At 43.3% G+C, this 26,227-nt stretch carries 24 protein-coding genes, 1 tRNA gene and 1 pseudogene; 13 read left to right on the plus strand and 13 right to left on the minus strand.

Annotated features, from left to right (window positions below; all coding sequences use genetic code 11):
• Positions 1-25: 25 nt before the first annotated feature.
• The 4 genes from GT348_RS08175 to GT348_RS08190 all read right to left on the minus strand — a co-directional run bounded on the left by GT348_RS08175 (position 26) and on the right by GT348_RS08190 (position 3,710).
• Complete coding sequence (locus GT348_RS08175) at positions 26-634, minus strand: histidine phosphatase family protein (protein WP_160619277.1); 609 nt, start codon at positions 632-634, stop codon at positions 26-28.
• A gap of 47 nt (positions 635-681) precedes the next feature.
• Positions 682-1,623: a ribose-phosphate pyrophosphokinase gene (locus tag GT348_RS08180; protein WP_160619278.1), complete on the minus strand. Its 942-nt coding sequence runs from the start codon at positions 1,621-1,623 to the stop codon at positions 682-684.
• 104 nt (positions 1,624-1,727) lie between these two features.
• Positions 1,728-2,651 carry a hypothetical protein gene (locus GT348_RS08185; protein ID WP_369692600.1) on the minus strand — a complete coding sequence of 308 codons (924 nt, stop codon included), beginning with the start codon at positions 2,649-2,651 and terminating at the stop codon, positions 1,728-1,730.
• Positions 2,652-2,702: 51 nt separating this feature from the next.
• A complete protein-coding gene (locus tag GT348_RS08190; RefSeq protein WP_236646482.1) occupies positions 2,703-3,710 on the minus strand; it encodes an energy transducer TonB in 1,008 nt (335 codons plus the stop codon).
• A gap of 134 nt (positions 3,711-3,844) precedes the next feature.
• Here GT348_RS08190 and GT348_RS08195 point away from each other — a divergent pair, with 134 nt between their 5' ends.
• From GT348_RS08195 to GT348_RS08225, 7 genes are all read left to right on the plus strand, one after another.
• On the plus strand, positions 3,845-4,528 hold the full coding sequence (locus tag GT348_RS08195) for a DNA-3-methyladenine glycosylase family protein (protein ID WP_160619279.1): 684 nt from the start codon (positions 3,845-3,847) through the stop codon (positions 4,526-4,528).
• Positions 4,529-4,669: 141 nt separating this feature from the next.
• A complete protein-coding gene (infA, locus tag GT348_RS08200; protein ID WP_141451242.1) occupies positions 4,670-4,888 on the plus strand; it encodes a translation initiation factor IF-1 in 219 nt (72 codons plus the stop codon).
• A 24-nt stretch (positions 4,889-4,912) separates the two neighbouring features.
• A complete protein-coding gene (locus GT348_RS08205; protein WP_236646483.1) occupies positions 4,913-5,545 on the plus strand; it encodes a Maf family protein in 633 nt (210 codons plus the stop codon).
• Positions 5,546-5,565: 20 nt separating this feature from the next.
• Positions 5,566-6,615 carry a ribonuclease E/G gene (locus GT348_RS08210; RefSeq protein WP_160619281.1) on the plus strand — a complete coding sequence of 350 codons (1,050 nt, stop codon included), beginning with the start codon at positions 5,566-5,568 and terminating at the stop codon, positions 6,613-6,615.
• Positions 6,615-6,797 (plus strand): DNA gyrase inhibitor YacG, encoded by a 183-nt coding sequence (locus GT348_RS08215; protein WP_160619282.1) that lies wholly within the window; start codon positions 6,615-6,617, stop codon positions 6,795-6,797. The genes GT348_RS08210 and GT348_RS08215 overlap by 1 nt, the downstream gene beginning before the upstream one ends.
• Before the next feature lie 84 nt (positions 6,798-6,881).
• Positions 6,882-6,957 (plus strand) — tRNA-Phe (locus tag GT348_RS08220).
• Between the two features lie 188 nt (positions 6,958-7,145).
• A complete protein-coding gene (locus GT348_RS08225; protein WP_160619283.1) occupies positions 7,146-8,006 on the plus strand; it encodes an aldo/keto reductase in 861 nt (286 codons plus the stop codon).
• Positions 8,007-8,095: 89 nt separating this feature from the next.
• On the opposite strand, the gene GT348_RS08230 is transcribed toward GT348_RS08225, so the two are convergent.
• Entirely contained in the window at positions 8,096-9,742 is a 1,647-nt protein-coding gene (locus tag GT348_RS08230) for a glycoside hydrolase family 32 protein (protein WP_236646484.1), read from the minus strand.
• Between the two features lie 135 nt (positions 9,743-9,877).
• On the opposite strand from GT348_RS08230, the gene GT348_RS08235 reads away from it, so the two are divergent.
• Entirely contained in the window at positions 9,878-10,873 is a 996-nt protein-coding gene (locus GT348_RS08235) for a bile acid:sodium symporter family protein (RefSeq protein ID WP_160619285.1), read from the plus strand.
• Here GT348_RS08235 and GT348_RS08240 read toward each other — a convergent pair.
• The 5 genes and pseudogenes from GT348_RS08240 to GT348_RS08255 form a co-directional block, all read right to left on the minus strand.
• Entirely contained in the window at positions 10,861-11,565 is a 705-nt protein-coding gene (locus GT348_RS08240; protein WP_160619286.1) for an ABC transporter ATP-binding protein, read from the minus strand. The genes GT348_RS08235 and GT348_RS08240 overlap by 13 nt on opposite strands.
• A 61-nt stretch (positions 11,566-11,626) precedes the next feature.
• Positions 11,627-12,198, minus strand: a pseudogene (locus tag GT348_RS09600) (FecCD family ABC transporter permease).
• Entirely contained in the window at positions 12,198-12,617 is a 420-nt protein-coding gene (locus GT348_RS09605) for an iron chelate uptake ABC transporter family permease subunit (RefSeq protein WP_256375720.1), read from the minus strand. The pseudogene GT348_RS09600 and the gene GT348_RS09605 overlap by 1 nt, the downstream one beginning before the upstream one ends.
• A 3-nt stretch (positions 12,618-12,620) precedes the next feature.
• On the minus strand, positions 12,621-13,529 hold the full coding sequence (locus tag GT348_RS08250) for an ABC transporter substrate-binding protein (RefSeq protein ID WP_160619287.1): 909 nt from the start codon (positions 13,527-13,529) through the stop codon (positions 12,621-12,623).
• Positions 13,453-15,372: a TonB-dependent receptor plug domain-containing protein gene (locus GT348_RS08255; RefSeq protein ID WP_236646486.1), complete on the minus strand. Its 1,920-nt coding sequence runs from the start codon at positions 15,370-15,372 to the stop codon at positions 13,453-13,455. The genes GT348_RS08250 and GT348_RS08255 overlap by 77 nt, the downstream gene beginning before the upstream one ends.
• Positions 15,373-15,517: 145 nt before the next feature.
• On the opposite strand from GT348_RS08255, the gene GT348_RS08260 reads away from it, so the two are divergent.
• From GT348_RS08260 to GT348_RS08270, 3 genes are read left to right on the plus strand one after another with little or no spacing between them, the layout of a single operon-like run.
• Complete coding sequence (locus GT348_RS08260; RefSeq protein ID WP_160619288.1) at positions 15,518-16,771, plus strand: metallophosphoesterase family protein; 1,254 nt, start codon at positions 15,518-15,520, stop codon at positions 16,769-16,771.
• Positions 16,771-18,912, plus strand: coding sequence for an AAA family ATPase (locus GT348_RS08265; RefSeq protein WP_160619289.1), 2,142 nt, complete (start codon positions 16,771-16,773; stop codon positions 18,910-18,912). The genes GT348_RS08260 and GT348_RS08265 overlap by 1 nt, the downstream gene beginning before the upstream one ends.
• The gene (locus tag GT348_RS08270) at positions 18,816-20,150 is read left to right on the plus strand and encodes an ATP-binding protein (RefSeq protein WP_160619290.1); all 1,335 of its coding nucleotides are present in this window, start codon (positions 18,816-18,818) and stop codon (positions 20,148-20,150) included. Before GT348_RS08265 ends, GT348_RS08270 begins: the two co-directional genes overlap by 97 nt.
• 52 nt (positions 20,151-20,202) lie before the next feature.
• Here GT348_RS08270 and htpG read toward each other — a convergent pair whose 3' ends face one another.
• From htpG to GT348_RS08285, 3 genes are all read right to left on the minus strand, one after another.
• The gene (htpG, locus tag GT348_RS08275; RefSeq protein ID WP_160619291.1) at positions 20,203-22,077 is read right to left on the minus strand and encodes a molecular chaperone HtpG; all 1,875 of its coding nucleotides are present in this window, start codon (positions 22,075-22,077) and stop codon (positions 20,203-20,205) included.
• A gap of 362 nt (positions 22,078-22,439) precedes the next feature.
• Positions 22,440-22,862 carry a cupin domain-containing protein gene (locus GT348_RS08280; RefSeq protein ID WP_160619292.1) on the minus strand — a complete coding sequence of 141 codons (423 nt, stop codon included), beginning with the start codon at positions 22,860-22,862 and terminating at the stop codon, positions 22,440-22,442.
• 64 nt (positions 22,863-22,926) lie between these two features.
• Positions 22,927-23,403, minus strand: coding sequence for a carboxymuconolactone decarboxylase family protein (locus tag GT348_RS08285; protein WP_160619293.1), 477 nt, complete (start codon positions 23,401-23,403; stop codon positions 22,927-22,929).
• 260 nt (positions 23,404-23,663) lie between these two features.
• Here GT348_RS08285 and pdxR point away from each other — a divergent pair, with 260 nt between their 5' ends.
• Positions 23,664-25,076: a MocR-like pyridoxine biosynthesis transcription factor PdxR gene (gene pdxR / locus GT348_RS08290; protein ID WP_236646487.1), complete on the plus strand. Its 1,413-nt coding sequence runs from the start codon at positions 23,664-23,666 to the stop codon at positions 25,074-25,076.
• Between the two features lie 192 nt (positions 25,077-25,268).
• Positions 25,269-26,183, plus strand: coding sequence for an NAD-dependent epimerase/dehydratase family protein (locus GT348_RS08295; protein WP_160619294.1), 915 nt, complete (start codon positions 25,269-25,271; stop codon positions 26,181-26,183).
• The last annotated feature ends 44 nt before the right edge of the window (positions 26,184-26,227 follow it).

Raw genomic sequence — 26,227 nt, forward strand, 5'->3', positions numbered from 1 at the left:
CCGAGAGGCTTGAGACGTATCTTTCTTACGCTTCAAACTCTCCTTCAATTTTTAAATGCCATTTTCCATTTTCAGGATAGGCATAAACGGGCACGGCATTAGGTAATCTAATATTGGGTTCTAACCCCATAGCTGAGCGCAAGGCACGAAAAATACCGCCATGAGCGACAATGAGTGCCATCCCTGGGTCGGCGTCAGCTATCGCTTTATTGACACCTCTGACAGCACGCTCACGCAAATCCGCAAAAGGCTCTGCCCCTTTTGGTGTGTATTCTCCGGCAATCCAGGGATTATACCATTCTCCCATGGGCAGGCCTTCCTGCTCACCAAAACTAACCTCTAAAATATCTTCATTGCAAGTAAGAGGTAAATGCGGGCCACCAGCCTCACTGATTGCACGCTGCACATGCTCCGCTGTTACGCGTGCCCTATCAAGGGGAGAGCAAATAATATGAGTAAAAGCTATTTTCTCATTTTCAAAATGCCGCGCAAAAGCCTTGCCGGCAGTAGCAGCCTGAGCAAGACCTTTTGCATTAAGGGGCACATTTGTACGGCCCTGAGATAATGAACGAGCATTCCAGTCAGTTTCACCATGACGCAAAAACCAATAGGGACGTAAAACTAACTGTGTCATTACTGCTCCTTCAAAAGTTTGAAAGACTTAACTGTCTCAATATTGGCTCAGTCAAATAATGAAGAGACTGAACTTTCATCCGCAACGGCCCGAATCGCTCTGGCAATTAAACTTGCCATTGAAATCTGACGAATATTAGCCGTTTTTAACTGTTCTTCTGTTGGGGTAATACTATCTGTAATGGTCAGCATTTTTATAGGGCTATTGGCGACTTTTTCACAGGCATTCCCTGTCAAAACACCGTGTGTGACATAGGCTTCTACCCCCGCAGCTCCATGCTTCATTAATGCTTCGGCCGCATTGCAAAGAGATCCACCACTATCGACAATATCATCAACCAAAACGCAGTAACGCCCCTCAACATCTCCAATAACGTTCATGACTTCTGAAACACCCGCACGTTCACGGCGCTTGTCGATGATCGCAAGATCCACATTAAGGCGACGTGCTAACTGACGTGCTCTAACAACGCCTCCCACATCGGGAGATACAATTATAAGGTTTTCTTCTTTAATCTCAGAATGACGAGCCAAAATATCGCGAACAAATAAGGGCGCAGCGTAGAGATTATCTGTTGGAATATCAAAAAACCCCTGAATCTGCATAGCATGCAGATCCATGGTTAAAATACGGTTTGCGCCAGCCTCTGTCAGTAAGTTGGCTACCAACTTTGCACTAATAGGTGTTCTGGGGCCTGATTTACGATCCTGGCGTGCATAGCCAAAATAAGGCATGACAGCCGTCACGCGACGAGCAGAGCCACGGCGTAAAGCATCTAATACAATCAATAACTCCATGAGATGGTCATTTGTGGGCATGGAAGTGCTTTGGATAACAAACATATCCTCGCCACGCACATTTTCCAGCACCTCAACGAAAACTTCGCCATCAGCAAAACGTCGAATAGACGTTTTACATAAGGGTAAATCAAGTTCTTCCGCCACGGCGGCGGCCAGTGGCATATTACTATTACAGGCGACAATTTTCATAATTTCAATGATCTCACAGGAGAGGCAAAAGGTCAGACACCTATTTTATTTATCATTTAGATTCCTATATGTCATGGCCTTCTCTAAGCACCACGCCAATAGTTTTATTTTTTTTGCGACATCTTTAAATCACGCCCGGAATAATTTGTAATAATCGTCCTGACAGCACCGGCCGCTTCATGAGCAGCCGTTGCAGCAATATCGCCCCAGGCCCCATCAAGTGAATGTATGGCTATAGCGTGGAGCTGCGTTGCGGCTCCGGCTTCCTTGCCCTTAGAATCGGTAACGCGCCAGATGATGGTTATTTGTTGCTCACTGGCTTTTTTCTGAGATGGACCGGGAGGTAGATCCTTAAGCTGTACTCTACATTTTACGGTATAATCAGCATCTTCCGGCTTCGTTTGCACATTATTACGTCCATCAGGTAGAGAGGCATAAAAAGCACGCGCTAAAGAAATATTCCCATCACCTGGCGCACCCTCAACACCTGCAAAGTAAACTTTCGCAGGACGATTCATCAAACTATGCGGGTCAGCCTGCATAATTTTAACCTGAATCCCTGTCAGCAAACGTGCAATATCTGGTGCTATCTCCAGGGCAACCGTATTTAACGCTACAGGATCAGCCGCTAGCCACCCAGCACGATCTATCACTGAGCCATATCCTTTAGCGCGCACTTTTCCTTCAGGATCATAAAGTAAATAACGGGGTTTTACGCCATTTTTAACACGTTTGGCCCCTAAACGAAGCCACCAATCGCCTTGCCTGGGAGGTTGTGCAACGGCAGGAAGTGATTGCGCCACTAAAGCTACAACAACATCTTTTGCCCATAAGGCTGTTGCTGAACGCCACGGTGCTTTTGCCGCCACTGGCACCGGCACGGCCAAACGAGGGGGCGGTAAATTTTTTTGGGTCAGGCGTTGAGAGTTTCCACCTCTATGAGCAAAAGGATGGGCTACATCCAGGCAGCCCGGCAGCGTTAACAAAACTAACAGAGCCCACAAGACTGAGCAAAAACGCAAAATCAAGGCTAATCCTTTCACCATCAGGGGAGTCATCTCAGCCAGAGGCTATTCTCATTAATGTATCAAAATGTAATTAATAGTCACATCAAGATCAAAATGATCTCCTGACATATCGGGAGGCACCGGAGGGAGTTGGGCGCCCTGGAACATACCAACTGTTGCTGCATCCAACGAATAAGAACCAGACTGATTGGTTAGACGTACAGACCGTACATGCCCGGTCCTGTCAATCACAACATGAACTGAAGAGGGGCCATCTTCCCCTGCCTGGGCAGCTTCATCAGGATAGAACATATGCGCCCGAATCCAGCGATCAACTTCACTTCCATAATCTGAACTGACGCCTTTAATATGATTACGCGTGCGATAAGGCGCGTTGATCTTACCATTAACGCTTAGTGGCCCTAATGAGAAATCAACAGGCCCTCTTGAGCCCCCCTTGCGACCGTGCCGTCTCTTACGAGGCGAAGGCTCACCACTAAAAGACAAATCCATTGGATGTGAAAAAGGATTACTATGCGTATTTCGCTGTCGCGGAGATGGTTTTTTGGAAATCGGATTTCGGTGAACAGCCTTGGGTGTTGCTGGCGTTAAGGGGCGTTTTATTTCGGGTGCCTGGGCCAGGTCACCTGATGGTGCAACAGGTGCAGGCGTTGAAGATGGCGTCTCTGGTGAAGGCACAACAGAAGCGGGGGTGCTCTCTTGCGGGACCGGAGGAGCAGAAACAGCGGGCGCGTCACTTCCAGGATTGTGCACTTGCGGCCCCTTTAAGCCCTGCTTGCTGGGAGGGGCATCAAACACCATTTCTACCTGAGGCTGATTAATGTCATCAGGTGTGCCATGTATAATGGGGGCCCTGTATAAAATGAGAATTAGTGCCATAAGATGCACTAAAATTGATAATATGGAGGGCCCAATAAGAGGCGATTCCACGATTGTATCTGGCCGCATCATGGGAGAAGACGCTGCACGCTGCGCTATGGGATTCGCAGCATAATCTCCTAATTTGGCACGCCGAGGGGACTGTGTAACATCAAAAACTGTCACAGGGATAATAACCAAAAGGAACGGCAGATGAACACAGCTTTAATCGCAATCATAGCCCTTTCCTTGTGCCTCATAACAGGTCAGATTGTCATCACTAATATGAATTAAAGAGATATAATCTTTATTCATATAATAGGGAAATTATGCAAATGGCTCAGCTACCTACCCCGTTTTTAAATGACCCTGATATTTACGCCTATGCCCAAAAAGTTGGAACTGACCAACTCTTTCATAATGCTACTTCCAGCTTTGCAGCATCTCAGTTCAAAGAGCCCTATGAAGCACTCATTCACGCAATTACTGGCCAGCATCTGCACAGCAAAGCTGTCAAAACTATTTTTGCCAGACTTTGTTCTTTAAATAAGACGGAATCGGGCACGATGACAGGCAATGGGCACCCACCATCTGCCAAAGTTTTATTATCTCTAAAAGACTCATCACTCAGGGAATGTGGTCTCTCAAATAGTAAAATTCGTGCCCTTAAGGGAATCGCTCAAGCTCAGTTAGAAGGGATTATTCCTTCAGCCCAGCAAGCAAAAACCATTGATGATGAAACTTTGATAACTCAATTAACGTCACTCTATGGCGTTGGACGCTGGACAGTAGAAATGCTTCTGCTTTTCACGCTTGACCGGCCCGATATATTTCCAGCTGATGATTTTGGCGTAAGAGAAGGGTGGCGACGCATAAAAAAACTTCCCCAAAGCCCATCCCCCAAGGAACTTTATAAGATAACTGAAGTTTTTTCGCCCCACCGTTCTTTGCTGACATATTATTGCTGGCATGCAAAAGAGCGTCTTTTAGAACCCACTCTTTGCCAAACTGCACCTTAAATTAATGATTTTAGCGAGTTTCTCTTGACCTTCTCCCAAGAGAATCGCACATAATGCGGCTCTCATAATCAGCAAAACTAGGCATTTTCTGTCCAGCTTTGCTATAATACCTCTTTAATTTGCCTTGCCTGAAGGATTTCCATGTCCAAAGAAGATCTGATTGAATTTACGGGAACTGTTACAGAACTCCTCCCTAATGCCATGTTTCGTGTAACATTGGATAACGAACATACAATTTTGGCCCATACGAGCGGCAAAATGCGTAAAAACCGTATTCGCGTTCTCGCAGGAGACCGGGTCAATGTTGAAATGACGCCCTATGATCTCAGTAAAGGCCGCATTACCTTCCGCTTTAAATAATATATGACGGCTTCAGTCTCTAAAATGACGTCTTTGCCTCATGAGTTAGTCTCTCAAAATAAGAAGCCACTTCTTATTTTGGCCTCGGCATCGCCCCGGCGTCTGGAACTTTTGGCCCAAATTGGCATAGTTCCTGACCGTGTTATCCCCGCTGATCTGGATGAAACGCCCCGTAAAGGGGAATTGCCGCGGCTTTATGCCAAAAGACTCGCTCACGAAAAAGCTGCTCTTGTGGCATCTCAGTGCCAAGAACCTGCTCTGATTTTGGGGGCTGATACAGTCGTTGCCGTAGGACGGCGTATTTTGCAAAAAGCTGAAGATGAAGATACAGCGCGCCGACACCTGACCCTTCTCTCAGGTCGCCGGCATAAAGTCTTTACAGCTATTGCGCTTTATCCCAGTGCGATTCTGCCTGACAGCCATGTTAGTGAACGCATTGTAGAAAGCTATGTTACCTTCACTAACATGCAGCCACATCATATCGATTCTCTCATCGCTCAGGGCGATTGGCGTGGCAAAGCAGGAAGCTATGCCCTCCAGGGAGCAGCTGCGTCTTATATAAGGCAAATGGGAGGAAGCCCCTCTGCCGTTATTGGCTTACCTCTTTTTGAAACAGCACAGCTTTTACGAGGGCAACCTTCTTTTCGCGTCGTTTAAGATGTTGAGAAGCTAGCCACATGCATATTCAGCTTTCTGGTTCACCAGGTGAACTCCGTTTTACCCTTCTTCAGGCAGATCATATTTGTGACGTTGCCCTTTGGCGCCCTGGATCACCAGATGGGTGGCAAGACCAGCATCTTGTACGCATTCTTTCCAAAGAATCCGGGCTAGATGGGGCTTTTGTACAGCTCGAATCAAAAGAAGAAGGGTTCCTATCAACGAAAGCCAAGTTACAAGAAGGGCAGCTTGTTAAAGCAGAAGTCATAAGAGCTGCTCAAAACAATAAGGGCCTTCGCTTAAAGCTTATCTCGCAGGAAAATGACAGCACTCATACAACACCTAAATTATTAAAAGCCGGGCCACATCCTCTTGATGATCTCTGCTCTCAAGCGCCTCAGGCACCAATTTTTTATGAGGATGCTACGTTAGCAGCTCAAATTCCGGCAAAATTTCGGCCCCTTCTAGAGCGCATTGCCCAAAAAGAGACATCATTTTTAGACTCAGAATGGGAAGAGCTTTTAGAGCCCACAATTATGGTAGGACCGCTTACAGCCCATATTAGCGTCACACCAGCCTTAACGTCTATTGATCTTGATTCGGCCTCACATCCTGATTTCGAGGCTAATGTCCGTGCTTTTAAGGCACTCACTCACCAGATTCGCCTTAGAAACCTTTCTGGCACAATTCTTATTGATCCTGCCGGTATACGCACAAAGAAGCGCCCTGCTTTATTAAAATTTCTGCAAGAAGCTTTTTTTAACGAACAGGATCCTCTTTGCCCCAAAGTGCTCGGTATGACACCCTCTGGTTTATTTGAGGTTGTTAGGCCAAGAAGACGCCCCCCACTTTACGAATCTTTTTCATCTCCTCATGGTCGGGGTCTTGCTATTTTACGCACGATTTTGCGGGAAAAAGCGCAAGGAACTACACTTTGCGCCCCTGCCTCTATTATCCATGCTCTTGAGTCTGACCCAAAAGCACTTATTTATTTTGAAAGGGAATGGGGTAAGAAACTTCATTTCTCTGTTAGTACCGAACATTCGTTTCGTTGTTGGAGCTTAAATTAATGTGCCCTATTTGCCAGCAACCGACAGATCAAAAATTTCGTCCTTTTTGCTCACAACGCTGCGCTGATATTGATTTAGGACGTTGGTTTTCCGGGCAATATCGCGTTCCTTCATACCGAGAGGATGATGAAGAAAATGAGACTATTTTGCCGCAGGATGAAGACCCTTTGCAAAAAGGATAAGAAATCCTCACTTAAGAGGCTTGATCAGTTCTTCATCATAGGGTAAACCCCTTTTCAGTCATAAGCGTATCGCTTATGCACGGTGCCCAAGTAGCTCAGTCGGTAGAGCATGCGACTGAAAATCGCAGTGTCGGTGGTTCGATCCCGCCCTTGGGCACCATTTTAGTTTCTTTCCAAAAATTTGTGTTTATCTGAGTTTTTGTTTCATGTGCGGCTTTGCCGAATTGTGTAACTCTTTAAGCTATCTTTTAGGAAGATATAGAGAGCTCCCCTCAAAATTGAGAGAATTATGTTGTGTTAAGGATGTGAGAGGGCCTACGCTCTTTGTAAGAAGAAGGAGCATTTATCATGACCACATCTTCACTCCCCCATTTTACATTTCGTAACGGCTTACAGGTTCCGCTCCTCGGTATGGGAAGCTGGGCAATGGGTGACAAGCAAAATCAGCGTAAAAGCGAAATTGAAAGCCTCCAATACGGACTTGATGCCGGGTTACGCGTTATCGACACGGCTGAAATGTACGGCAATGGACGTTCGGAAGCTTTGGTAGGAGACGCTCTCAAAGGCAGGCGACAGAAAGCTTTTCTGGTCAGTAAAGTCTTGCCCAGCAATGCCTCTTATGAAAATACAATACGAGCCTGTGAACGCTCACTTAAACATTTGCAAACTGATTATCTTGACCTTTATTTGCTCCATTGGCGCAGTGCTGTTCCATTAAAAGAGACCGTACGAGCCTTTGAAGATCTTACAAAAAGAGGTCTCATCAAAGCATGGGGTGTTTCTAATTTTGACTGCTCTGATATGGAAGAGCTAGATCATGTTAGTGCTAATTGTTTGGCAAACCAAGTACTTTATAGCCTGGAACATAGAGGCATTGAATATGACCTTATTTCCTGGAACGCTAAGAAAAATATAGCCACCATGGCTTATTCGCCTATTGGACAAGGAGCTGACCTCATACAGCACCCCACGCTCAAAGCTATCGCCGCACACCATGAAACAAGCCTTGGGCCAGCAAGTGCAGCGCAAATTGCCTTGTCATGGGTATTAAGACATAAAAATATTCTTGCTATACCCAAAGCTGGTACATTAGAGCACCAAAAACAAAATATCGCTGCTTTGGAAATTCAGCTTACAGAAAAAGATCTTGCTGAGCTTGAGCGTGCATTTCCACCACCAACTCATAAAGTTCCGCTCGCTGTCATCTAAATAAGAAGCATCTGACTATAAGGAGCGCTTGGTATGTCTCCAAGCGCTCCTCAATTTAACAAAAAGTAGTTACGTTACATTGATATGATTTAGTCTAATGTGACACGATTCATTGTCTTTTTCAGAGGATAAAGCGCTGCATTTTCCACGCGAGCAGAAACATTGCTAGCTGATAACGTCACCGTCTCTAGAGCCTGATCTGGATAAACAAGCGCTGTTCCTACGACCATCCCCCCATTGGCATAAATTTCTAATGTGCTACCGTCCAGGATGATCCTGAGCTGAAAGCTGCGCACATCCTGGGGAAGTGAAGCAGAGAACTGCCCTGTGAAAAATGGATTATCAAAACCGCGCAACTTACTGCGATCAAGCCAAAGCTGATTATAAATGGCATCAACACCGATGCTAAACTCCTCACCAGCTTTATTAGAGAAGGTCACGGAGAAACGGGGTGGCAGCCATTTGTTATTTTTATAATGAACATCTGCAAGATTTTCTAAAGTGACATCCAGCAATAACTCAATGGGCTTATTACCAGGAAGTGCCACCTTTTTTGAATCACCTGAATTAAAATAATGAACATCAAATTGTACAGGTGCCTGACGAAGAGCTTCTAGCCCATAAGGCGTTTGCACGAGGCGCAAATCACCATATTCGTCGCGTTTTAAAACCATTTGACGAGGAAGCGTCATTGCACCGCGCCATGTTTGGGTTGGTACTTCTTCCGTATATTGCCAGTTGCTCATCCATGCAATGTAGGTCGAGGCCCCACAGGGCATATCATTATATGTTTGTAGGGCGTAACATTCTTTTGCAAAATCCGTCATACGAATTTGCTTATCCTCTGGGATAAAACGCTCACCGTCAAAATGACCAATAAAATATTCTGTTGAGCTTCCGCCTAATTGTGCACCTGGGTTAATGGAAAGAAAAAGAACCCAGCGCGTTTCACCCGCTTTTCCTCCTTCAACTTTGATTTCTGCCATCGCTGGACATTCATAATCTACAGCAAAAGCCCCTTCCGGGCCAAAATCACTAAGATGCATCCATGTTAAAAGATCGTAAGAGCCATAAAAAGAGAGCTTGTGGGCACGAGCATGTGACACAATCATAATCCATTTATTGCTTGGCGCGTGCCACAACACTTTAGGATCACGAAATGAAGAGCTGCCGACATCCAATACCGGATTTTTGGCATAATCAATAAAATGATCGCCCCCATCCTTACTATAAGCTACATATTGAGACTGCTTTTCGGGCAAGGAGCGGGTAAAAATTGCAACAAGGCCACCCTCTTTTCCACCGGAGAAGAGGCCTGAACTATTATGGCGGTCATAAACAGCACTACCGCTAAATGCTTGTCCTTCTGCTGTCTCATCAATAGCATCTGGCTTATCCTGCCAGTTATAAAGATCTTTACTGATGGCATGACCCCAATGCACATTACCAGCAAAAGGGGCAAAAGGATTATGCTGATAATATAAATGGTAATTCTGACCGTCAAATACCAACCCATTAGGATCATTCATAAAACCCTGAGAGGGTGTAAAATGAATAGAAGGACGATAAAGACGATCATGAATACCAAGCTTGGCAGCAGCAACAGAAGCCTTCGTCTCTGCAACAGCTAAACTCTTCTCTTTAAAGTTTTTGGCTTTAGGTTTATTTAAATCGCACTTTGTTTCAGGACTGTAATTTTTTCTGGATTTTGTTTTAAGAAGATTAACATGATTCATATTCATAGGCTTTCTAAAATAAATAAAAAGTTAATATTATATTTATGGTGCACCTAATATAGGAAGGTGCTTTAGGTCATTTATATTTAAGATAAGCGTTTTCAAGGGCATGATACGTCATTTTGGATAATAATTATGAAAAAATTTGATCCTTTTCTTACAATGCTCATCGGGGCCGTGATATTAGCCTCACTTTTGCCATGCCCTCCCGCAGGACAAATATGGTTAGATAGACTTTCGACCCTCCTCATCACGCTCATGTTTTTCTTTCAGGGCGCAAAGTTAAAACGTCACGCTATTATTGAAAGCTTACAGGATTGGCGCTTACAGGGAGGAACCCTTTTTGCCAGCTTTGTTATTTTCCCTTTTTTAGGATTTGCCCTTTACCTGATTTGTCACGCTATATTTAAAGATGGTTTCATTAAACCAGAATTATGGACCGGCATTTTGTTTCTCTGCTGTCTGTCCTCTACCGTGCAATCTTCAATTGCCCTCACCTCCATTGCACGTGGTAACGTGCCAGCCTCTATATGTGCTGCAACAGCCTCAAATATTCTGGGCATTCTCTTTACACCCTTATTGAGCGGCTTATTGCTTCACCGTAGCGATAGTGGATCGGGGCTACAGACAATCATCGAAGTCAGCCGAGAACTTCTGCTTCCTTTCATCCTTGGGCAATTAACCCAAAAATGGACTGGCCCAATTATTCAGCGCCATAAGATTTTACTATCTATCTCTGATAGAGGATCAATTATTGTTTTGGTTTATGCCGCTTTTAGCACGGCTGTTTTACAGGGGCTTTGGAAGCGTATTCCCCTTATTGACCTTGGCAAAGTCGCCCTTCTGGATAGTATTTTACTTTTTACGCTTCTTTTTCTCACCGGGCTTTTGGGCAAAATTCTGGGCCAAACTAAAGAAAATGACATCGCCCTGCAATTTTGTGGCTCTAAAAAATCCTTAGCTACAGGAATCCCTATGGCAAGTGTTATTTTTCCTTCGGGAGCGGGTATTATCGTTTTGCCATTAATGATTTATCACCAAATTCAGCTTTTTGTTTGCACCATACTGGCTCGCCGCTATGCCCAACGTCCTTTGACCGAAAATAGCAGCCATACGCGTCATGAAGGATGATGTTTTTTGAACAGAACCGGAATATTATCAATAAATTCGGCTTCAATCTGGTATAATTTTTGCAATAAAGCAGGGGTTAAAACCTCCTGGGCGGTCCCTTGTGCAATACATACTCCTTTTTCGAGCATGATAAGCTTAGTGCAAAATTGTGCTGCCAATGATAAATCATGCAGCACAACACAAACAGATTTTTGTCTAATAAGAGCCTGTCTTTTCAGAAGTGACATAACATTGAGCGTTTGTGCAGGGTCGAGTGATGCTGTGGGTTCATCAAGCAAAAGAAAACAACTATTAACGGCCAGGGCACGCGCTAGACATAACCGTGCCTTTTCACCACCTGATAATGTTTCGGCTCTTTGAAAACGCAGCCCATACAAATCTAGTTCGTGCAAAATGGCGTTTATTAGGTCTTTATCATCTTTTTCGTTGGACGTTTTAAAATGTGGAATACGCCCTAAAGAAACAACGTCTATAAGTTTCATACCATAAGGTAGAACCCTATCCTGAGGGACATAGGCAATTTCCCTGCCTTTATGAGAAGGGGAATAACACTCTAATAATTTATCATTTAAAAAAACATGCCCGTCTGAAATTGGCACAAGACCACATAGAGCCTTTAATAAAGTTGTTTTCCCCGCCCCATTGGGGCCTATTATACCAATAAGCTCACCTGGGGTTAGCGCTAAAGACATATCTGATAAATATGATCTGTTCTTGCGCTTAAGACTAATATGTTCGGCCTTAAGAATAATATTACTGCACATTGCGACTATGAAGTTTCCAGATTTGAAAAAGAAAGCACGGTGTACCTATTAAGGTTGTTACAACCCCTAATGGTAAATCTGCCCCCATAACGGGAAAACGCACAATCATATCGGCACCAACCAGTAACACCCCCCTAATAAAGCAGAAGGCAAAAGAGAATCAGACGGCCTAAATCCAACCACATATCGAATAATATGAGGCACAATGAGCCCGATGAAAGCTATATTTCCGGCAATCGCCACAGCAGACCCCAGAGAGAGAGCTGTCCCCGCTATAATGAGTAAATGCACATGGTAAGGGTTAATTCCCATTGTAAAAGCAACATCATCACCCAGTGCCAGACCATCTAGACTATGTCTGGTTTTCATAAGAAAAATGCAGCCTATTATAAGGCCTGGAGAAGCTATAAGTACGTCGTTTAAATCAACTTGATTAAGCGACCCCATAAGCCAGTGCATCATTTCATAACGTGCATAAGGGCTAGGTACAAGATTTAATATGAGAGATAATAAGGCCACACTTACCGTACTTAAGGCTATTCCCGTAAGTGTCATAATCATTAGCCCCCGCGGCTGAGTAAAAAAAGCACTATGGACGCCAAAAAGGCCCCTCCAAAAGAGGCGAATGTCATAATCAGTGATGAAGCTGGCACCAGCCCCGTATAAAACACAATCACCGCCCCCAAAGAGGCCCAGCCTGTGATTCCTAATATACCAGGGTCAGCCAGGGGATTACGCATAACAGCCTGCAAATTCGCTCCTGATAACCCAAGAGCACTGCCAATCAGAAAGGCTAGAATCAAACGTGGCAAGCGCAACTGACCAATAATTAAGGCACTCACTGAGTCATGATTAAAAATTAGGTCTTTCATGCCCTGAACGACAGAAACTTCTTTGGGCAGACCGTAAGACAAAGAAAAAACCCCCACTCCCCCAAGCAAAAAAACCAGAATGAGAAGAATCTTATGAGAGCGAGACATGTTTCACTCTCCCTCTAAGAGCGCGTTATGCGCTTGAATGAGGAGCTTCATTATATGTAGCGTTTGAGGGGTGCCGCATAAACTATATTTCATGGGAATGATAAGCAGATGAGGCCCATTAAAGTGATTTAGCAATATAGGCGGCAGAGATTTTTGCTCTTTTAAAGACGCACCTTCATTAAGTTTTGTACTTACCAAAAGGTCAGGTGGGTTTATCAATAACGTCTCTGCAGAAAAAACCCTGTAATGTTTCTTTTGCCCAGATAGAGAGATAAAACCAGCCTCTTTTAAGAGATCTTCCAAAAGCAAGTCATCATTGTCACCATAAAAGGCAGCTTTGAGTAAAGGTGGTTTCAGATGAGAGCGAATTTCATGAAGAGATGATGTAAATTCATGGATGACTGTCTCTCCCTGAGAGGGGACATCTAACCATAAAGCCAAATCTTTAATTTGTTTTGTTATGTCATCAAGTTTCTGGACAGGGGGAAGCTGATAAAAAGGGATATTTTGAAGCTGCGCAATTTTCTGCACTGAATGATGCCCCCATAATCCTTCTATAATATGGGTGGGATGATATTTCAAAATTTCTTCTCCCTCGGGCCTTATAGTCGCAAAAGCTCTCGCCCTGACACACATTACAGATTCAGAACAATTTTGAGAGAGCTTACTTAAAGCAGCAATATCCTGAGACCTTAAAAGAGAAAGCACTAATTGATCAGAACAGAGATTAAGAGAGGCAACATGTTTTATGTTTGCTGGCTGTGCCGCAGCCTGAAAGGCATAACCTGCAAGACTAAGCAGCAAACATAACAGTTTTTTATTTTTCCGCCCTCTATTAAAGCCCAATTGTAACACCCCCATAAAAAGAGCGAGAAGGTTGGCTATATCCTGCGGGATTTTCGTAACGCTCATTGGCCATGTTATCAGCCCTTATGAATAACTGGGCCTGTTTAGTAAGATTATATTGAGCCGATAAATCGAGAGTGACATACCCTTCTGACCGTATTTTTTTAAAGTTATAACGGTCTATATCATGCCAAGAACTTACATAGAGCACAGAAGGCACAATTGTTAGATCCTTGATTGGTGTCCAAATCAGTGAAGAGGTAATTTTATGTTTGGGGCGGCGCGCCAACATGGCATGCTCTTCCAAATCCCGTGCTATGACGTAACTATAGCTGCTTTGCCACTGTAAAGAAGATAGAAACTTTGCCGTGAAATATGCCTCCATACCATGTGTTTTGGCGCGTGCTACATTAAGATAGCTATATGCCTTCATGGAAGGAACATAGGCATAATTTATGAGATTATGGACATGATTTTCATAATAATCAGCGCCAAAAACAAAGCGATCTTTTAAAAGATGTTCCTCAAACCCGGCATCAAATCCTATGAGTTTTTCTGCTTTAAGATTAGGATTGGCAAAGCTATTAAAATCGGGATAACTCACAAAAAGCTGATTTAAAGATGGACCATGAAACCCTGTTCCACCACTTGCTTTTAAGGTCAAACCTGTATGGGGAACTTTAATGGCAGGAGCCACGCGCCATGTAACATAATGACCGTAACGTGAATTTTGATCGAAGCGGATATTAGCCGCTCCATAAAAAATATCGCGCCAGTTTCCTTCTAGCTGACCGTAGCCGGCATCTGTTACTGTCTGATAGCGAGCCGGACGGATCAATCTTTCTTTGATATGATCATACCCTACCAAAAATGAAGCATTTTGCCCAAGATGGGTAAGGCCTCGCCAGTCAGCCTTTAAACGGTCACCTCTATTAAAAGCAATATCTGCTTGCCCCGCTGTACGGTCACGACGGCGATAAGTTACATATCCCAGTCCTGCATATTGCTCGAAAGCACCATGAAATAAAACAAGTTTGGTCTCGCCTCTTATAATAGCCTGATTAAGGTTGTTTTCATTTCGTAATGAAGTGGGAACAGACACGTAGTCTGGTGGTAAGGATTGATCCGCTTCAAAATCATAATCAGCTTGCGTTAAATGTGATGTTAAAGTGAAAGTTAGATTTTCCAGCATGTCATAATCAAAACGCAAGTTAGCCGTTCTGTTATCGTTTCGATTAGTGGCTATTTTGCTTTCTATTTTTTGCCTGTAATATCGGGGCACAGCCTGGTAACGTCCGACATGATTATGAGAGAGTTCTATGAAATAATGAAATTTTTCGAGCTGTCCTGAAAGATAAGCCATTTGGTTGGCTGTGCTATAAGTGCCACCTTCAATACGCAGCCCTGTTTTTAAAGACCCTCTCCCTTTTTGTGTCTTCATATCTATAACACCACCCATCGCATCAGCGCCATAAAGACCACTTTGCGGGCCACGCAAGATTTCAACGCGTGCTAAACCATCAGTCAAAAACTGGGCAGTGTCAAAAGCCCCCGCTGGCCCGGAAGGATCATTAATATCCATGCCATCGAGACGTAATTTTACCTCATTGGCATTTAACCCACGCATGAAGATAGAACCTGTCCCGCCAGGGCCACCTGTCCTTACCATATTGAGGCCTGGGGTATGAGCCAGGAGCGTAGAAAGATCGCGCCTTTGAGTTATCTCAATATCATGGGCCGTGATAACCGTAACCTGAGTGCCAGTTTCCTGGGTTAAACGCGGCATAAGCTCGGAGGTTACAGTAATATTTTCGGGGTTTGTCTTTGGATTATTAACGTCCCCATATGCGGGACCATTATAAAGGAAACTTACAAATATCAGACAAAGGACAATCCCTAAAACGTTCACAAATTAACCCAGTTTTATAAAGAGAACAAAGATAGGGAGAGATAAATCAATTTCGTAAGTAAAAATCAAGAATATCTCGTGCTTGAGCTAAAGAGAGAGACTCCTTAAGGTAAAAAGGTCGTAAAAAAACAAAAGATTATTGATCATGAGCCGGTTTCGTTTTCTGCACGCTGCTGATATTCACCTTGATAGCCCAATGAAAGGGCTGAGACAGCGTTTTTCTGACGATTCTGTCATTGAAAGGCTCGATAATAAGCCAAATCGTAAAGCCCTTGATAATCTTGTTGAGCTTGCCCTTAGAGAAAAAGTAGCTTTTGTTATTTTATCTGGAGATCTCTATGACGGCTCCTGGAAGGATTCAGGCACAGGCCATTATATGCTCAGGGCCTTAAGCCGCCTGACAGCAAAAAACATTCCCGTTTACTATGTCGCAGGTAATCATGATGCAGACTCTGTCATTATCAAAGAATTACCTATGACAGCCGAGATCCACAAATTTCCTTCAAAAAAACCCAGCACCAAAATTATAGAAGAGCTTAAAGTAGCTCTTCATGGGTTAAGTTTTGAAACAAAATCTATAAATAACAATGTTATTCCCGACTTTCCCTCTCCCGAACCAGGATATTTTAATATAGGGATATTACATACATCCCTTGAGGGTAATTACGAAAATCACATATCCTATGCTCCCTGTAGTACGACAGACCTGATTAATAAAAATTATGATTACTGGGCCTTGGGGCATGTTCATAAACATAAAATCATTCATCAAGATCCCTGGATTGTATATCCAGGTGTTTTGCAGGGACGTAATATTAGGGAGACTGGGGCTTCTGGGGTCTGTTTGATTGATGTTGAAGATCACGAAGTAAAAGAAGTGCGCTTTGTGCCCTGTGATGTTTTACGCTGGGAAGAGGTCACCATTGATCTGACGAGCATAACTTCATGGGAAGACATGCTAGATCTTGCCAAAAGCGCTTTTGAAAGAGCTATCGAAAATTCTGGGGGCTATTTGCTTCTTGTCAGATGCATTCTAACAGGTGCAACGTCATTAAATGACAGGATTTTAGCTAGTCATGACTTGGTTGATGATATCTCAGCTCTTCTCCATCCTTTAAATGGCGATGAAACCGTTATTGCGCTGGAAAAAATAGAGTGCAAAACGACACTTCTCCAAAAAGAACTTAATCAATCCCAGCTTTCTGCCCTTGATGAAGCTTTAGATGATGTTTTGAAAGAAGAGCACTTATCAGTAACATTGAAGAAGAATTTAACACCTCTTTTGACGTTACTGCCCCATCAGATTGATAAAACCATTTATGAAGAAGAGGCATTTGAGGAGCTGGTTGGCAAAGCCGCCCGTGCCCTACGCTTTCAACTAAGCCAGCAGGATAAATAATGCGTTTTGAAAAATTAAGTCTAACGCCTTATGGCTCTTTGAAAGAAAAACATTTTCACTTCCCGCAAAAAGAGCGGGATTTGCATATTATTTTCGGACCAAACGAGGCTGGCAAATCAACAACATCAGCAGCCATACGCGACTTTCTCTTTGGATTTCCCTTCCGCTCCAAAGGAGATGACTGGAAAAGCCGCACAAAATTCCGTGTAGGCGGTACTATCAGCCATAAAGGGCAATTATTAAGTGGTGTAAGACGATCATCCCGAAAAGCAAGTTTTTACGATGAGACAGACCAAAATGAACTAGACGATCAGCTTATTAAGGAGTGCCTAGGCTCATTAGACCGTGAAAATTTTGAAAAATTCTGGTCACTTGATCATTACAGACTGAGAGACGGGGGGAAAAGTTTTACTGAGTCCAAACATGATAATGGCTTTCAGCTTCTGGCAGCGAGCTTGGGAATAGAAAATCTGGCCAGCATCCAGGACGCAATTCACACAAAAAAAGAAGCCTTATGGAAAAAGGGAGGCAGAGTTCCTGAGTTAAATCAGGCTCTATCTGATTATGATCAGACTAATAAGACCCTAAAAGGAGCCATCACCCTTCCAAAAAAACTTTTAGAAACACGCAAACAGCTGGAAGACAGAAAAAGCCAGTTAGATAATATCAAAAATCAAATCACTAATATTGATATCCAGCTTCATCATCTGACAAAAAAGCAAAATCTTTTATGCCCCTTTAATCATTATAAAAGCGCTTTAAAGGATTGTGAGTCTTATCCTGCTCCTGTTTTTACTCAAAAAGACGGTTCTGCAATCCTTGATAATTGCACTCAATATGAAACCATATTGATACAAGCAGAAAAACAGAGCGAAAAACTTACCCGCCTAAAAAGCACTTTAGAAAATTTGGGCAAGACACCTGATTTTTTAGCAGATGACCAACTCATTCAAGATAGTTTTAAACTTGAAGAAGAGCTTGCAGCTTCGCAAACTGATTATGAAACTAAAGCAAAAAGACGCATAATATTACAGGAAAATATAGACTCTCTCTATGCTCAACTCTCCCTTTCAAAGGAAGATAAACTTCCTTTAGAAGAAGATTTTGACGAACTTGAAAGCCATTGTCAGAAACGCCGGGACATTTCTGTTCAGTGGGAAAGTCATTCAAATTCACTTACTGAAGATGATCTGGAAAAATCTACTTTGGAAGCAGACTTGCCCCCAGAACCGCAAAGAGAGGCCTTACGCCTCCTTTCAGCCTGGCGGGATCATGCCTCTAGCCAAGTTTCACTGGACGGTACACTTGAGCAAACCCTTCTTGATCTAGATGAGCTAAAACGGTCTATTGAGCAGCAAAAAAAACGGCTGGAATTTTTAGGTTCAGACATATCTTTAGAAAATCTGGTCCCACCATCAGAAGAAGAGCGTTTGCTTGCTCAGAAAAAAGAAGAAAATGCACAAAATGATCTGGATCAGAAAATAATTAAACAGAGTGAGTCGCAATGCGAACTCGACCTCAAAAAGCTTGAACTTGCGCAAATAGAAAATAAACTCACTATCTCTCCCAAAGATGTTTCAAACATAAGAGAAGAACGCAATAGTCTTCTTAACGAACTCTCTGAAAACCACTCTAATCCAGAGCAATTTCAGGAAATATTTTTATCTCTCAAAGACAAAATTACAAAGACAGACCAGCTTATAGATCAATATTTGACGCAAATAGAAAATCTGGCCAAATTTAAAGAAATTGAAGCCCAGCGTGATAAAACTGCGCTTTTACACCACCAACATAGTGAAGCTGTTGCTCAATCACGCAAAAATTTAGACAAGATAAGACAGGACTGGTTCAGCCGGTTAAAAGACGCTCACTTACCTGCTCTTTCTCCAACAGAATTTGTCCTTTGGCGTCAAAATTACGAGCGTTATTTAGATTTTCATAAAAAGCTCGGAAAAGCTAATGACACTATAAATGCCGCAAAAGGTAAGAAAGAGCAGCTTTTCTCTAGATTAGAAAAGCTCATGCCCTTGACCGGACCATATCAGTGTCTGAGGCCATTTCACTCATTGACCAGAAAAGAAACCAGATTGAGCAAGACTGTCAAAATTACGATGCAGTGCATAATGAAATCAGGCAATTAGAGAAAAAACGCAGGGAAACGGAGCATGAACTCGCCGTACTCAAGAAAAAACGCATAAAATGGGAAGAGGAATGGGCCTCCCTTTGTGAAAAACTTTCTTATCCTTTAGCGGTTTCTTATGAGGATCTTTCTCAGCTCAGAAAACTGGTCTCCCGATCAAATGAGCTTAAGAGTCTGGAAACTAATCTTACGCGTTACGAAAATAAAAAAGAGCAGCTAAATTCTCAAAAAAGAGATCTTTTGGCCCGCCATAAATTCCTTGATCTCAAGACGCTTCATGAAAAACTCAAAGCAGAAAAATTAGCAGAAAATGAACGTAAAATAGTACGCAATGACCTTAACCGGGAAGAAGATGATTATAAAAAGCAGCTTGCTGCGCTTGAAGAGATAAAACGCGCCCTACATCCTTATCTTGAAACATTAGGGCCGGAAACATCCTACAAATCTCTTATGGAGCAGGCCTCTAAAGACCAAGAACAATATAAACGCCAGAGTGACCTTGAAAGACGCTCTCACGACCTGATTGAGACAGGTGGAGGACGGTCTTTGGAGGCCATCTGCCAAGAATTAAAAGACATAGATGAAGCCTCTCTCGATAGAGAACAGCATAGGCTTAAAGCAGAGAAAGAGATATTAGACAAGCAGCGTGACGATGCTGTGAGAGATGTGACCGAAGCTGAAAAAGAAGTGGAAGAGCTAGAAAATAAAGATCTGGCTTATGGTCTGCAAAGTAAATTACAGACCCTCCAAGCCTCTATTGAAGATAAGACAGAGCAATATATATCACTCTATCTTCAGGAAGCTCTTTTACTCTCCATGGTCAGGCAACAGAGAGACCGAAATTATGGTCCACTTCTGGAAAGAGCCAGTCCTTTATTCGAAAAGCTGACTTTGGGGGCTTATCAGTCTTTAAGCACCGAAGAAGGCCCTAATAGCATGATACTCGTTGCCAATGCAGCGCGTAATGATCATCAGCTAGAATTAAGCGCCATGAGCGAAGGCACGCGGGATCAGGCCTATCTTGCCTTAAGGCTGGCCAGATTAGAGCAGGAATTAAGTAAGGGAATTTCTCTTCCTCTCATGGCTGATGATTTATTCATGACGTTTGACGATGAACGCGCTCGGGCCGGCCTCGAAATCCTGTCTGAATTTTCTCAAAAAACGCAGATTCTCTTTTTCACCCATCACCACCGTTTAAAAGAACTAGGCCAGGATTTGGGAACTGTTATTTCTTACTAAAAAGGGAGGAGCAAAGCCCCTCCCTCGCAAAATCGTAGCACTTTAAAGGTCGTTATTGTGCCAAAAGAGCGGCTAAACGCCGTGCAAAACCACCCGGGTCAGAAAGGGCTTCGCCTTCCTGCACACGAGCAAGATCTAGTAATATGCGTGCGTAATCAGAGATATTTTCTCCCTTTTCCACGCTCTCACTTAAACTGCGAATAAGTGGATGACGTGGGTTAATCTCTAAAACAGGGGGCATAGCAGGGAAAGCCTGCCCAGAACGACGCAATAAGCGCTGCATGGCCAAATCAGGTCCACCCTCAGAGGAAAGCACTACAGCACTACCTGTCAGGCGGTCTGTAGGACGAACTTCCTTGACGGTTTCACCCAAAGCTTCTTTTAAAGCAGGAACAAGTTTTTCGGTCTCAACTGGCTCGGCCTGATCTTTAAGTTCCGAAGAAAATTTCTCCAGATCATTATGAGCCTGTGCCACGGAACGAAGCACTTTATCTTTGAAAGAATGTAAACGATCGGGCCAGAAGCTATCAACAGGATCAGACAGTAGCAGAACTTCTAAACCACGCGCACGGAAACCTTCAAGCTGGGCAGACGCTTTAAGAGCTTCCAAATTATCACCAACAAGGTAATAAATCGCATCCTGCTCAGGCTTTAAGCGGCTAATATACTCATCTAATGTTGTCAGTGAGTCGTCATAGCTTGTGTGGAAACGCGCGATTTCTGCAATTTCTTGGCGATGGTCTGAATCTTCCCAAAGCCCTTCTTTAATGACGGCCCCAAAATTCTCCCAAAAGCTCTTAAACTTATCGTCATTTTCCTTAGCACGTGATTTAATTTCGCTCATGACACGCCGTGTCACAGCCTTGCGAATACGCGCCAACACTGGCGTTGTCTGCAACATTTCACGTGAAACATTAAGCGGAATGTCATCAGTATCCACAACACCCTGAACAAATCTCATCCAGTTCGGGACAAGCTTTGCATCATCAGTGATAAACATGCGTTTTACATGTAAATGAACATGACTCTCGCGATCTGACTGTTCCATAAAGTCAAATGGACGTGCAGATGGAATAAATAAAAGAGAGTTAAATTCTACCGTACCTTCGGCATGCCAGTGGAGCGTCGCATAAGGTTCATCAAAAGCATGAGCTATATGACGATAAAACTCGGTATATTGCTCGGTTGTGATTTCCGCTTTCGGGCGAAGCCACAAAGCTTTCCCCTCATTAATGGTATTTTCTTCGCTCGTGCCATCTTCTTTAGTTTCACGCAGCGCTACAGGCCAGGAAATATGATCTGCCCATTTGCGAATAATAGCCCGCAAGCGATGTGTGTCCAGGAACTCTTCTGAATCATCTTTCATATAAAGAATGATGTCAGTACCTGCCTGTTCACGGCTTGCATCACTAAGGGTATAGGCTCCTTTACCTTCAGAGCTCCATAAAGTGGCCTGCTCTTCACCTGCCTTACGTGAAATCACATCAACACGATCTGCCACCATAAAGGCAGAATAAAAGCCAACACCAAACTGACCAATAAGGCTGGGGCGCTCTTCAGGCTTGGCGCTTGTTAATTTTTCCTCAAAAGCTTTCGTTCCAGAACGTGCAATTGTACCAAGATTTTGCACAAGTTCTTCACGATTCATACCGAGACCATTGTCAGAAATGGTCAGTGTTTTACTATCCTTGTTAGGCGTAATGAGGATTTGCGGGTTTTCTGGCAGCGCCAGAGAAGACTGAGTTAGAGCCTCAAAGCGTCTTTTATCTGTGGCATCGGCTGCATTAGCAACCAATTCACGCAAAAAGATTTCACGATCTGAATAAAGAGAGTGAACAACCAAATCAAGCAGACGTCCAACCTCAGCACTAAAATGGTGCTGCTCACCCTGAGAAGGTTCTGTTACTGAGCTTTTTATCTCACTCATTCTGTCTCTTTCCTCCTTAACGTTTAAATAGACCACGATATATATTAGCGTTGGGCCTCATATTTAATGCTAAAGATGGGCATAAAACTCTGTTTTGAAAGAGTTATGATCGACAAAATTTATATATTTTCTTTTTTATCAAAAGATTGGAGAGACCTTTTATAAAGATAATTTATGCTTAGAAGGCCCTTCACTCTGCATAATATAAAATATGGTTTTCTATTTTGGCCGATCTAGCCTAGCAAGCTCATTATCGCAATGAAGACGGTAAGTAATTTAGTCCGTAAGACTGCAAAGACCTTCTGCAAAGGTAATTTACACCTAAAAGGCCCTTCACTCTGCATAATATAAAGTGTGGTTTTTTATTTTGGCCGATCTAACTTAGTAAGCTCATTATCATCATTATCGACAATGAAGACAGCAAGTAATTTAGCCGGTTCTGTCTTGCTGGCATTACGACTTACAATATGATGCGCGCCCGGATCTTCGTACCAACTTTCTCCAGCATTATAAACATGCTCTGCCTGACCGGCGATTTGGCTAACGATTTTACCTTGTACAACATAGGCATAAATAAAGGCTGAGGGTGCATGAGTATGGGGCAAAGATGATGTCCCAAGCGGGTAAGTAACCTCTACAACCCTTAGTGATTTGCCCGGGACATTGGGTAATTTGTGATCAAATCCTGGCTTTATAATATCACCTTCTGCCTTTGCACTTATCGTGCCAGAAAGTAATATTCCACTCGCCATCACACATAATAAAGAAAAGCGTTTTACTGACATTATGGTTGGTCTCCTTTAGGTCGGAATAACAAGCTGGAGACCAGAAAAAAGAACCGAGAAAATCTTATAATGTTGTACCACAGCTTTCAGTGAGTACTGCTTCTTGTGGCACTCTCCTAAAGCTGATCGCCAGGCGGTTATAGGCATTCATAAGACCAATAGCGAGCGTCATATCTACAAGTTCTTTTTCAGTAAAAACCGCAGAGGCTGCCTGAAAAGCTTTGTCAGGCACATGAGTTTCTGAAATTCGTGTCACAGTTTCTGCCCATGCAAATGCTGCTTTTTCACGCTCACTAAAAACCGGTCCTGCCTCACCCCAAAGCCCCACGAGAGAAAGCTTAACAGGACTTAAATTTTTTCTTAAAAGCGCACGCATGTGCAGATCAAGGCAATAAGCACATCCATTAATCTGACTTACACGTAAATAAACAAGCTCCATTAATGTTTTATCGAGCCCACATTGCTCAATATAGGCATAAATGCTCCCTAATGATTTTACACCCTCGGGTGAGATCTTTTCGTAATTAATCCGCTGAGACATAATTTCACTCATATATACATAGCTTAATGACGTAATTTATGAGTCAGAATGTGCCTTATTTAGGAAAGAAAAAAGTACCAAAAATGAATAATCACTCTGTACCACCTAATGCCACTATGAGCTAAACCGTGATGTTATATTCTAGCTCGAACGTTTTATAATGCAGAATATTTCAAAAACTAGTCACTCTAAATAATGTTGGCCATCGTAATTTCAATTAATATATTACGTAACGCCATGAAATTACTGAAAAACATATCGTGAAACGCACTCCTAAATTACCAGTTAATATTGACCGAAACGAGCAAATCTCACTTTCAGAACAAATTAGAAAGGGAGTAACGGACGCTATTTCAAAAGGTCTTTTGGCACCAGGTGCTCGCCTGCCTTCCTGGCTGGATCTGGCAGCTCAGCTTGGTGTTTCACGTGGAACAGTGAAATCTGCTTATGACCGCCTAAAAGACGATCAGCTAGTTGCATCATCACCCTCTCAGGGGACAAGAGTTGCTCCGTTTTTACCAGAAAAAAATAACATTCCGACAATTTCTGAGCCAGTCCCCAACTCTGCTTTATATCGGGACTTTTTGCTAGCTCGCGGCTTTTTCCAAATGGGTATTCCGGCAAAAGATAATTTTCCAGCAACAACACTGGCCCGTTTATTTTCCGCCGCTATGCGAGCCCGCATGTCATCTCAACAGCTTTACCCTGATCCGCGTGGCGAAATAGAATTTCGGACAGAAATAGCTGCCCAACTTGCCTTATCGCGCGGCCTAAAATGCCATCCCTCCCAAATATTCATTACCTCCGGCTTTACAGGCGCTTTAAGCGTAATTTTACAGGCCCTTAAATTACACGGCGAAAAAGCCTGGGTAGAAAATCCTGGCTTTCCTCCAGCACGTAAAGCATTGGAACTGGCAGGGTTGTCGCTTGTAGCTGTGCCTGTTGATCATGAAGGAATGAACATAGAATTTGGTTTATCACACGCCAAAGACGCCGCTTTGGCTTTGGTAACAGCAGGGCAGCAAGCCCCTTTGGGAGTAACATTATCTCTCAAAAGACGTGCCCAGCTTCTCAATCGGGCAGACCAAAATCATAGCTGGATTATCGAAGATGATTATCTTGGAGAGTTACAGTTAAACCATCGTGCAGCCCCGGCCCTTGCTTCCTTGGATTCAAAAGGACGCGTTATTTATACTGGCACTTTCAGCAAAACAATTAGCCCTAACTTAAGGCTGGGCTTTCTGGTGGCCCCTCCTTCTCTCATAGACATAATAGGCGATATTGTCGCCACACTCTCTCCTGCTCCTGAGCCTGCCCTACAAATGGCTATCAGAAATTTTATGCATGAGGGCCATTTTTTGCGACATCTCCGAAAAATGAAACGGCTTTATCATGCGAGAAGTCAGGCTTTATGTGCTGAGTTTAATCAGATGGGTCATAAAGCTGAAATCAAAGGACTATCTATCCTTTTACAATTGCCAGAAACCGTACAGGATGAAACCATTATTAGCCAGGCCAGTCATTATGGATTAGCCCCTTCGGCTCTCTCTCGCTGGTATATGCCAAATACACCATCACATTCTGGCCTTCTCCTTGGCCTCGCCGATCCAGAAGGAAAAGACTTACTACAGGCCTGTAAAAAACTTGACCACGTCATTCGCAATCAGTCCTGACGGTCATCATTTTTAATAATGACCACCATATTTTTGGTACATTAAAAATAAAGATTTTTAGTTCTTTTATATGAACCTAATTAATTTTACCCTTCTGTCACTACCCGCATAAACCATTTTAAAACACGTCATGTCTGGCCCAAAATTAACTTATCGGCTAGCCCCCACCTTCACAAACTCCAGGACCTTACTATGAAAATTCTTGTTGCCGGGGCGACAGGCACAATCGGACTTCCCCTTATTAGAGCACTTTGCGCCCTGGGCTATGATGTTTCGGCCATAACGCGCCCCAAAACAGAAAAAGCTTGCCTTAAAGAGATCGGTGTCAAAACTTATGCCGTCAATATTTTTGACCGCACTGAAGTACAAACGGCAATTTCTGCCATAAGACCCAACGTTATTATTGATCAGATGACTCATTTACCTTCTGATCCAGCGGATATTCTTAGCTCAATACCGCTTGATACCCACCTCCATAAATTAGGAGGTCAAAACCTTTTAGAGGCCGCAAAATTACTTAATGTACGACGGTACATCATGCAATCTAAAGGGTTTTATCTTGATGCTCCCGAAGATTGTCTTGCTGATGAAAAAGCATCTTTAAGCATACAAGCCCCCGATATTATCGGCGAAAGCTGTCAGGTTCTGGCAGATTACGAAAATGATGTTACCCAGGCCCCAAATTTAGATGGTGTTATATTACGTTATGGCTTCTTTTACGGCCCTGGCACATGGTATCGACCGCATAGTATTCTAGCCAAACAATCATGCAATGAAGGGTCTGTCATAATTGGTTCTGGCAAGGCTATATGGTCTTTTGTTCATATTGACGATGCCATCGCAGCTACAATTGCTGCACTCCACGCCAAGCCAGGAACATATAATATAGTCGATGACCACCCACTGCCTGTTCGTCAGTGGCTTCCCACTTTTATGCAGTGGATCAATGCTCCTGAACCTAAAAAAATAGACATTCAAGAAGCTCGTAAAACTGTCAGTGAGGCCGGAATATATTTTCACTTGGGATTAAGGGGAGCCTCTAACCATTTGGCCAAAAAACATCTTGGCTTTAAACCTCGCCCTTTGCTGTGGGCAGGGTCAAACTGAACCAAAAGTCATTACGTCCCTGATATTATATTTGCAGCTTTATC

The sequence above is a fragment of the Aristophania vespae genome (assembly GCF_009906835.1).
Classification (GTDB): domain Bacteria; phylum Pseudomonadota; class Alphaproteobacteria; order Acetobacterales; family Acetobacteraceae; genus Aristophania; species Aristophania vespae.

Coding starts and splice junctions, on each gene's coding strand:
- GT348_RS08175 (WP_160619277.1), bottom strand. CDS start 634: ATGACACAGTTAGTTTTACGTCCCTATTGGTTTTTGCGTCATGGTGAA.
- GT348_RS08180 (WP_160619278.1), bottom strand. CDS start 1,623: ATGAAAATTGTCGCCTGTAATAGTAATATGCCACTGGCCGCCGCCGTG.
- GT348_RS08195 (WP_160619279.1), top strand. CDS start 3,845: ATGGCTCAGCTACCTACCCCGTTTTTAAATGACCCTGATATTTACGCC.
- infA (WP_141451242.1), top strand. CDS start 4,670: ATGTCCAAAGAAGATCTGATTGAATTTACGGGAACTGTTACAGAACTC.
- GT348_RS08205 (WP_236646483.1), top strand. CDS start 4,913: ATGACGTCTTTGCCTCATGAGTTAGTCTCTCAAAATAAGAAGCCACTT.
- GT348_RS08210 (WP_160619281.1), top strand. CDS start 5,566: ATGCATATTCAGCTTTCTGGTTCACCAGGTGAACTCCGTTTTACCCTT.
- GT348_RS08215 (WP_160619282.1), top strand. CDS start 6,615: ATGTGCCCTATTTGCCAGCAACCGACAGATCAAAAATTTCGTCCTTTT.
- GT348_RS08225 (WP_160619283.1), top strand. CDS start 7,146: ATGACCACATCTTCACTCCCCCATTTTACATTTCGTAACGGCTTACAG.
- GT348_RS08230 (WP_236646484.1), bottom strand. CDS start 9,742: ATGAATCATGTTAATCTTCTTAAAACAAAATCCAGAAAAAATTACAGT.
- GT348_RS08235 (WP_160619285.1), top strand. CDS start 9,878: ATGAAAAAATTTGATCCTTTTCTTACAATGCTCATCGGGGCCGTGATA.
- GT348_RS08240 (WP_160619286.1), bottom strand. CDS start 11,565: ATGTCTTTAGCGCTAACCCCAGGTGAGCTTATTGGTATAATAGGCCCC.
- GT348_RS09605 (WP_256375720.1), bottom strand. CDS start 12,617: ATGTCTCGCTCTCATAAGATTCTTCTCATTCTGGTTTTTTTGCTTGGG.
- GT348_RS08250 (WP_160619287.1), bottom strand. CDS start 13,529: ATGAGCGTTACGAAAATCCCGCAGGATATAGCCAACCTTCTCGCTCTT.
- GT348_RS08260 (WP_160619288.1), top strand. CDS start 15,518: ATGAGCCGGTTTCGTTTTCTGCACGCTGCTGATATTCACCTTGATAGC.
- GT348_RS08265 (WP_160619289.1), top strand. CDS start 16,771: ATGCGTTTTGAAAAATTAAGTCTAACGCCTTATGGCTCTTTGAAAGAA.
- htpG (WP_160619291.1), bottom strand. CDS start 22,077: ATGAGTGAGATAAAAAGCTCAGTAACAGAACCTTCTCAGGGTGAGCAG.
- GT348_RS08280 (WP_160619292.1), bottom strand. CDS start 22,862: ATGTCAGTAAAACGCTTTTCTTTATTATGTGTGATGGCGAGTGGAATA.
- GT348_RS08285 (WP_160619293.1), bottom strand. CDS start 23,403: ATGTCTCAGCGGATTAATTACGAAAAGATCTCACCCGAGGGTGTAAAA.
- GT348_RS08295 (WP_160619294.1), top strand. CDS start 25,269: ATGAAAATTCTTGTTGCCGGGGCGACAGGCACAATCGGACTTCCCCTT.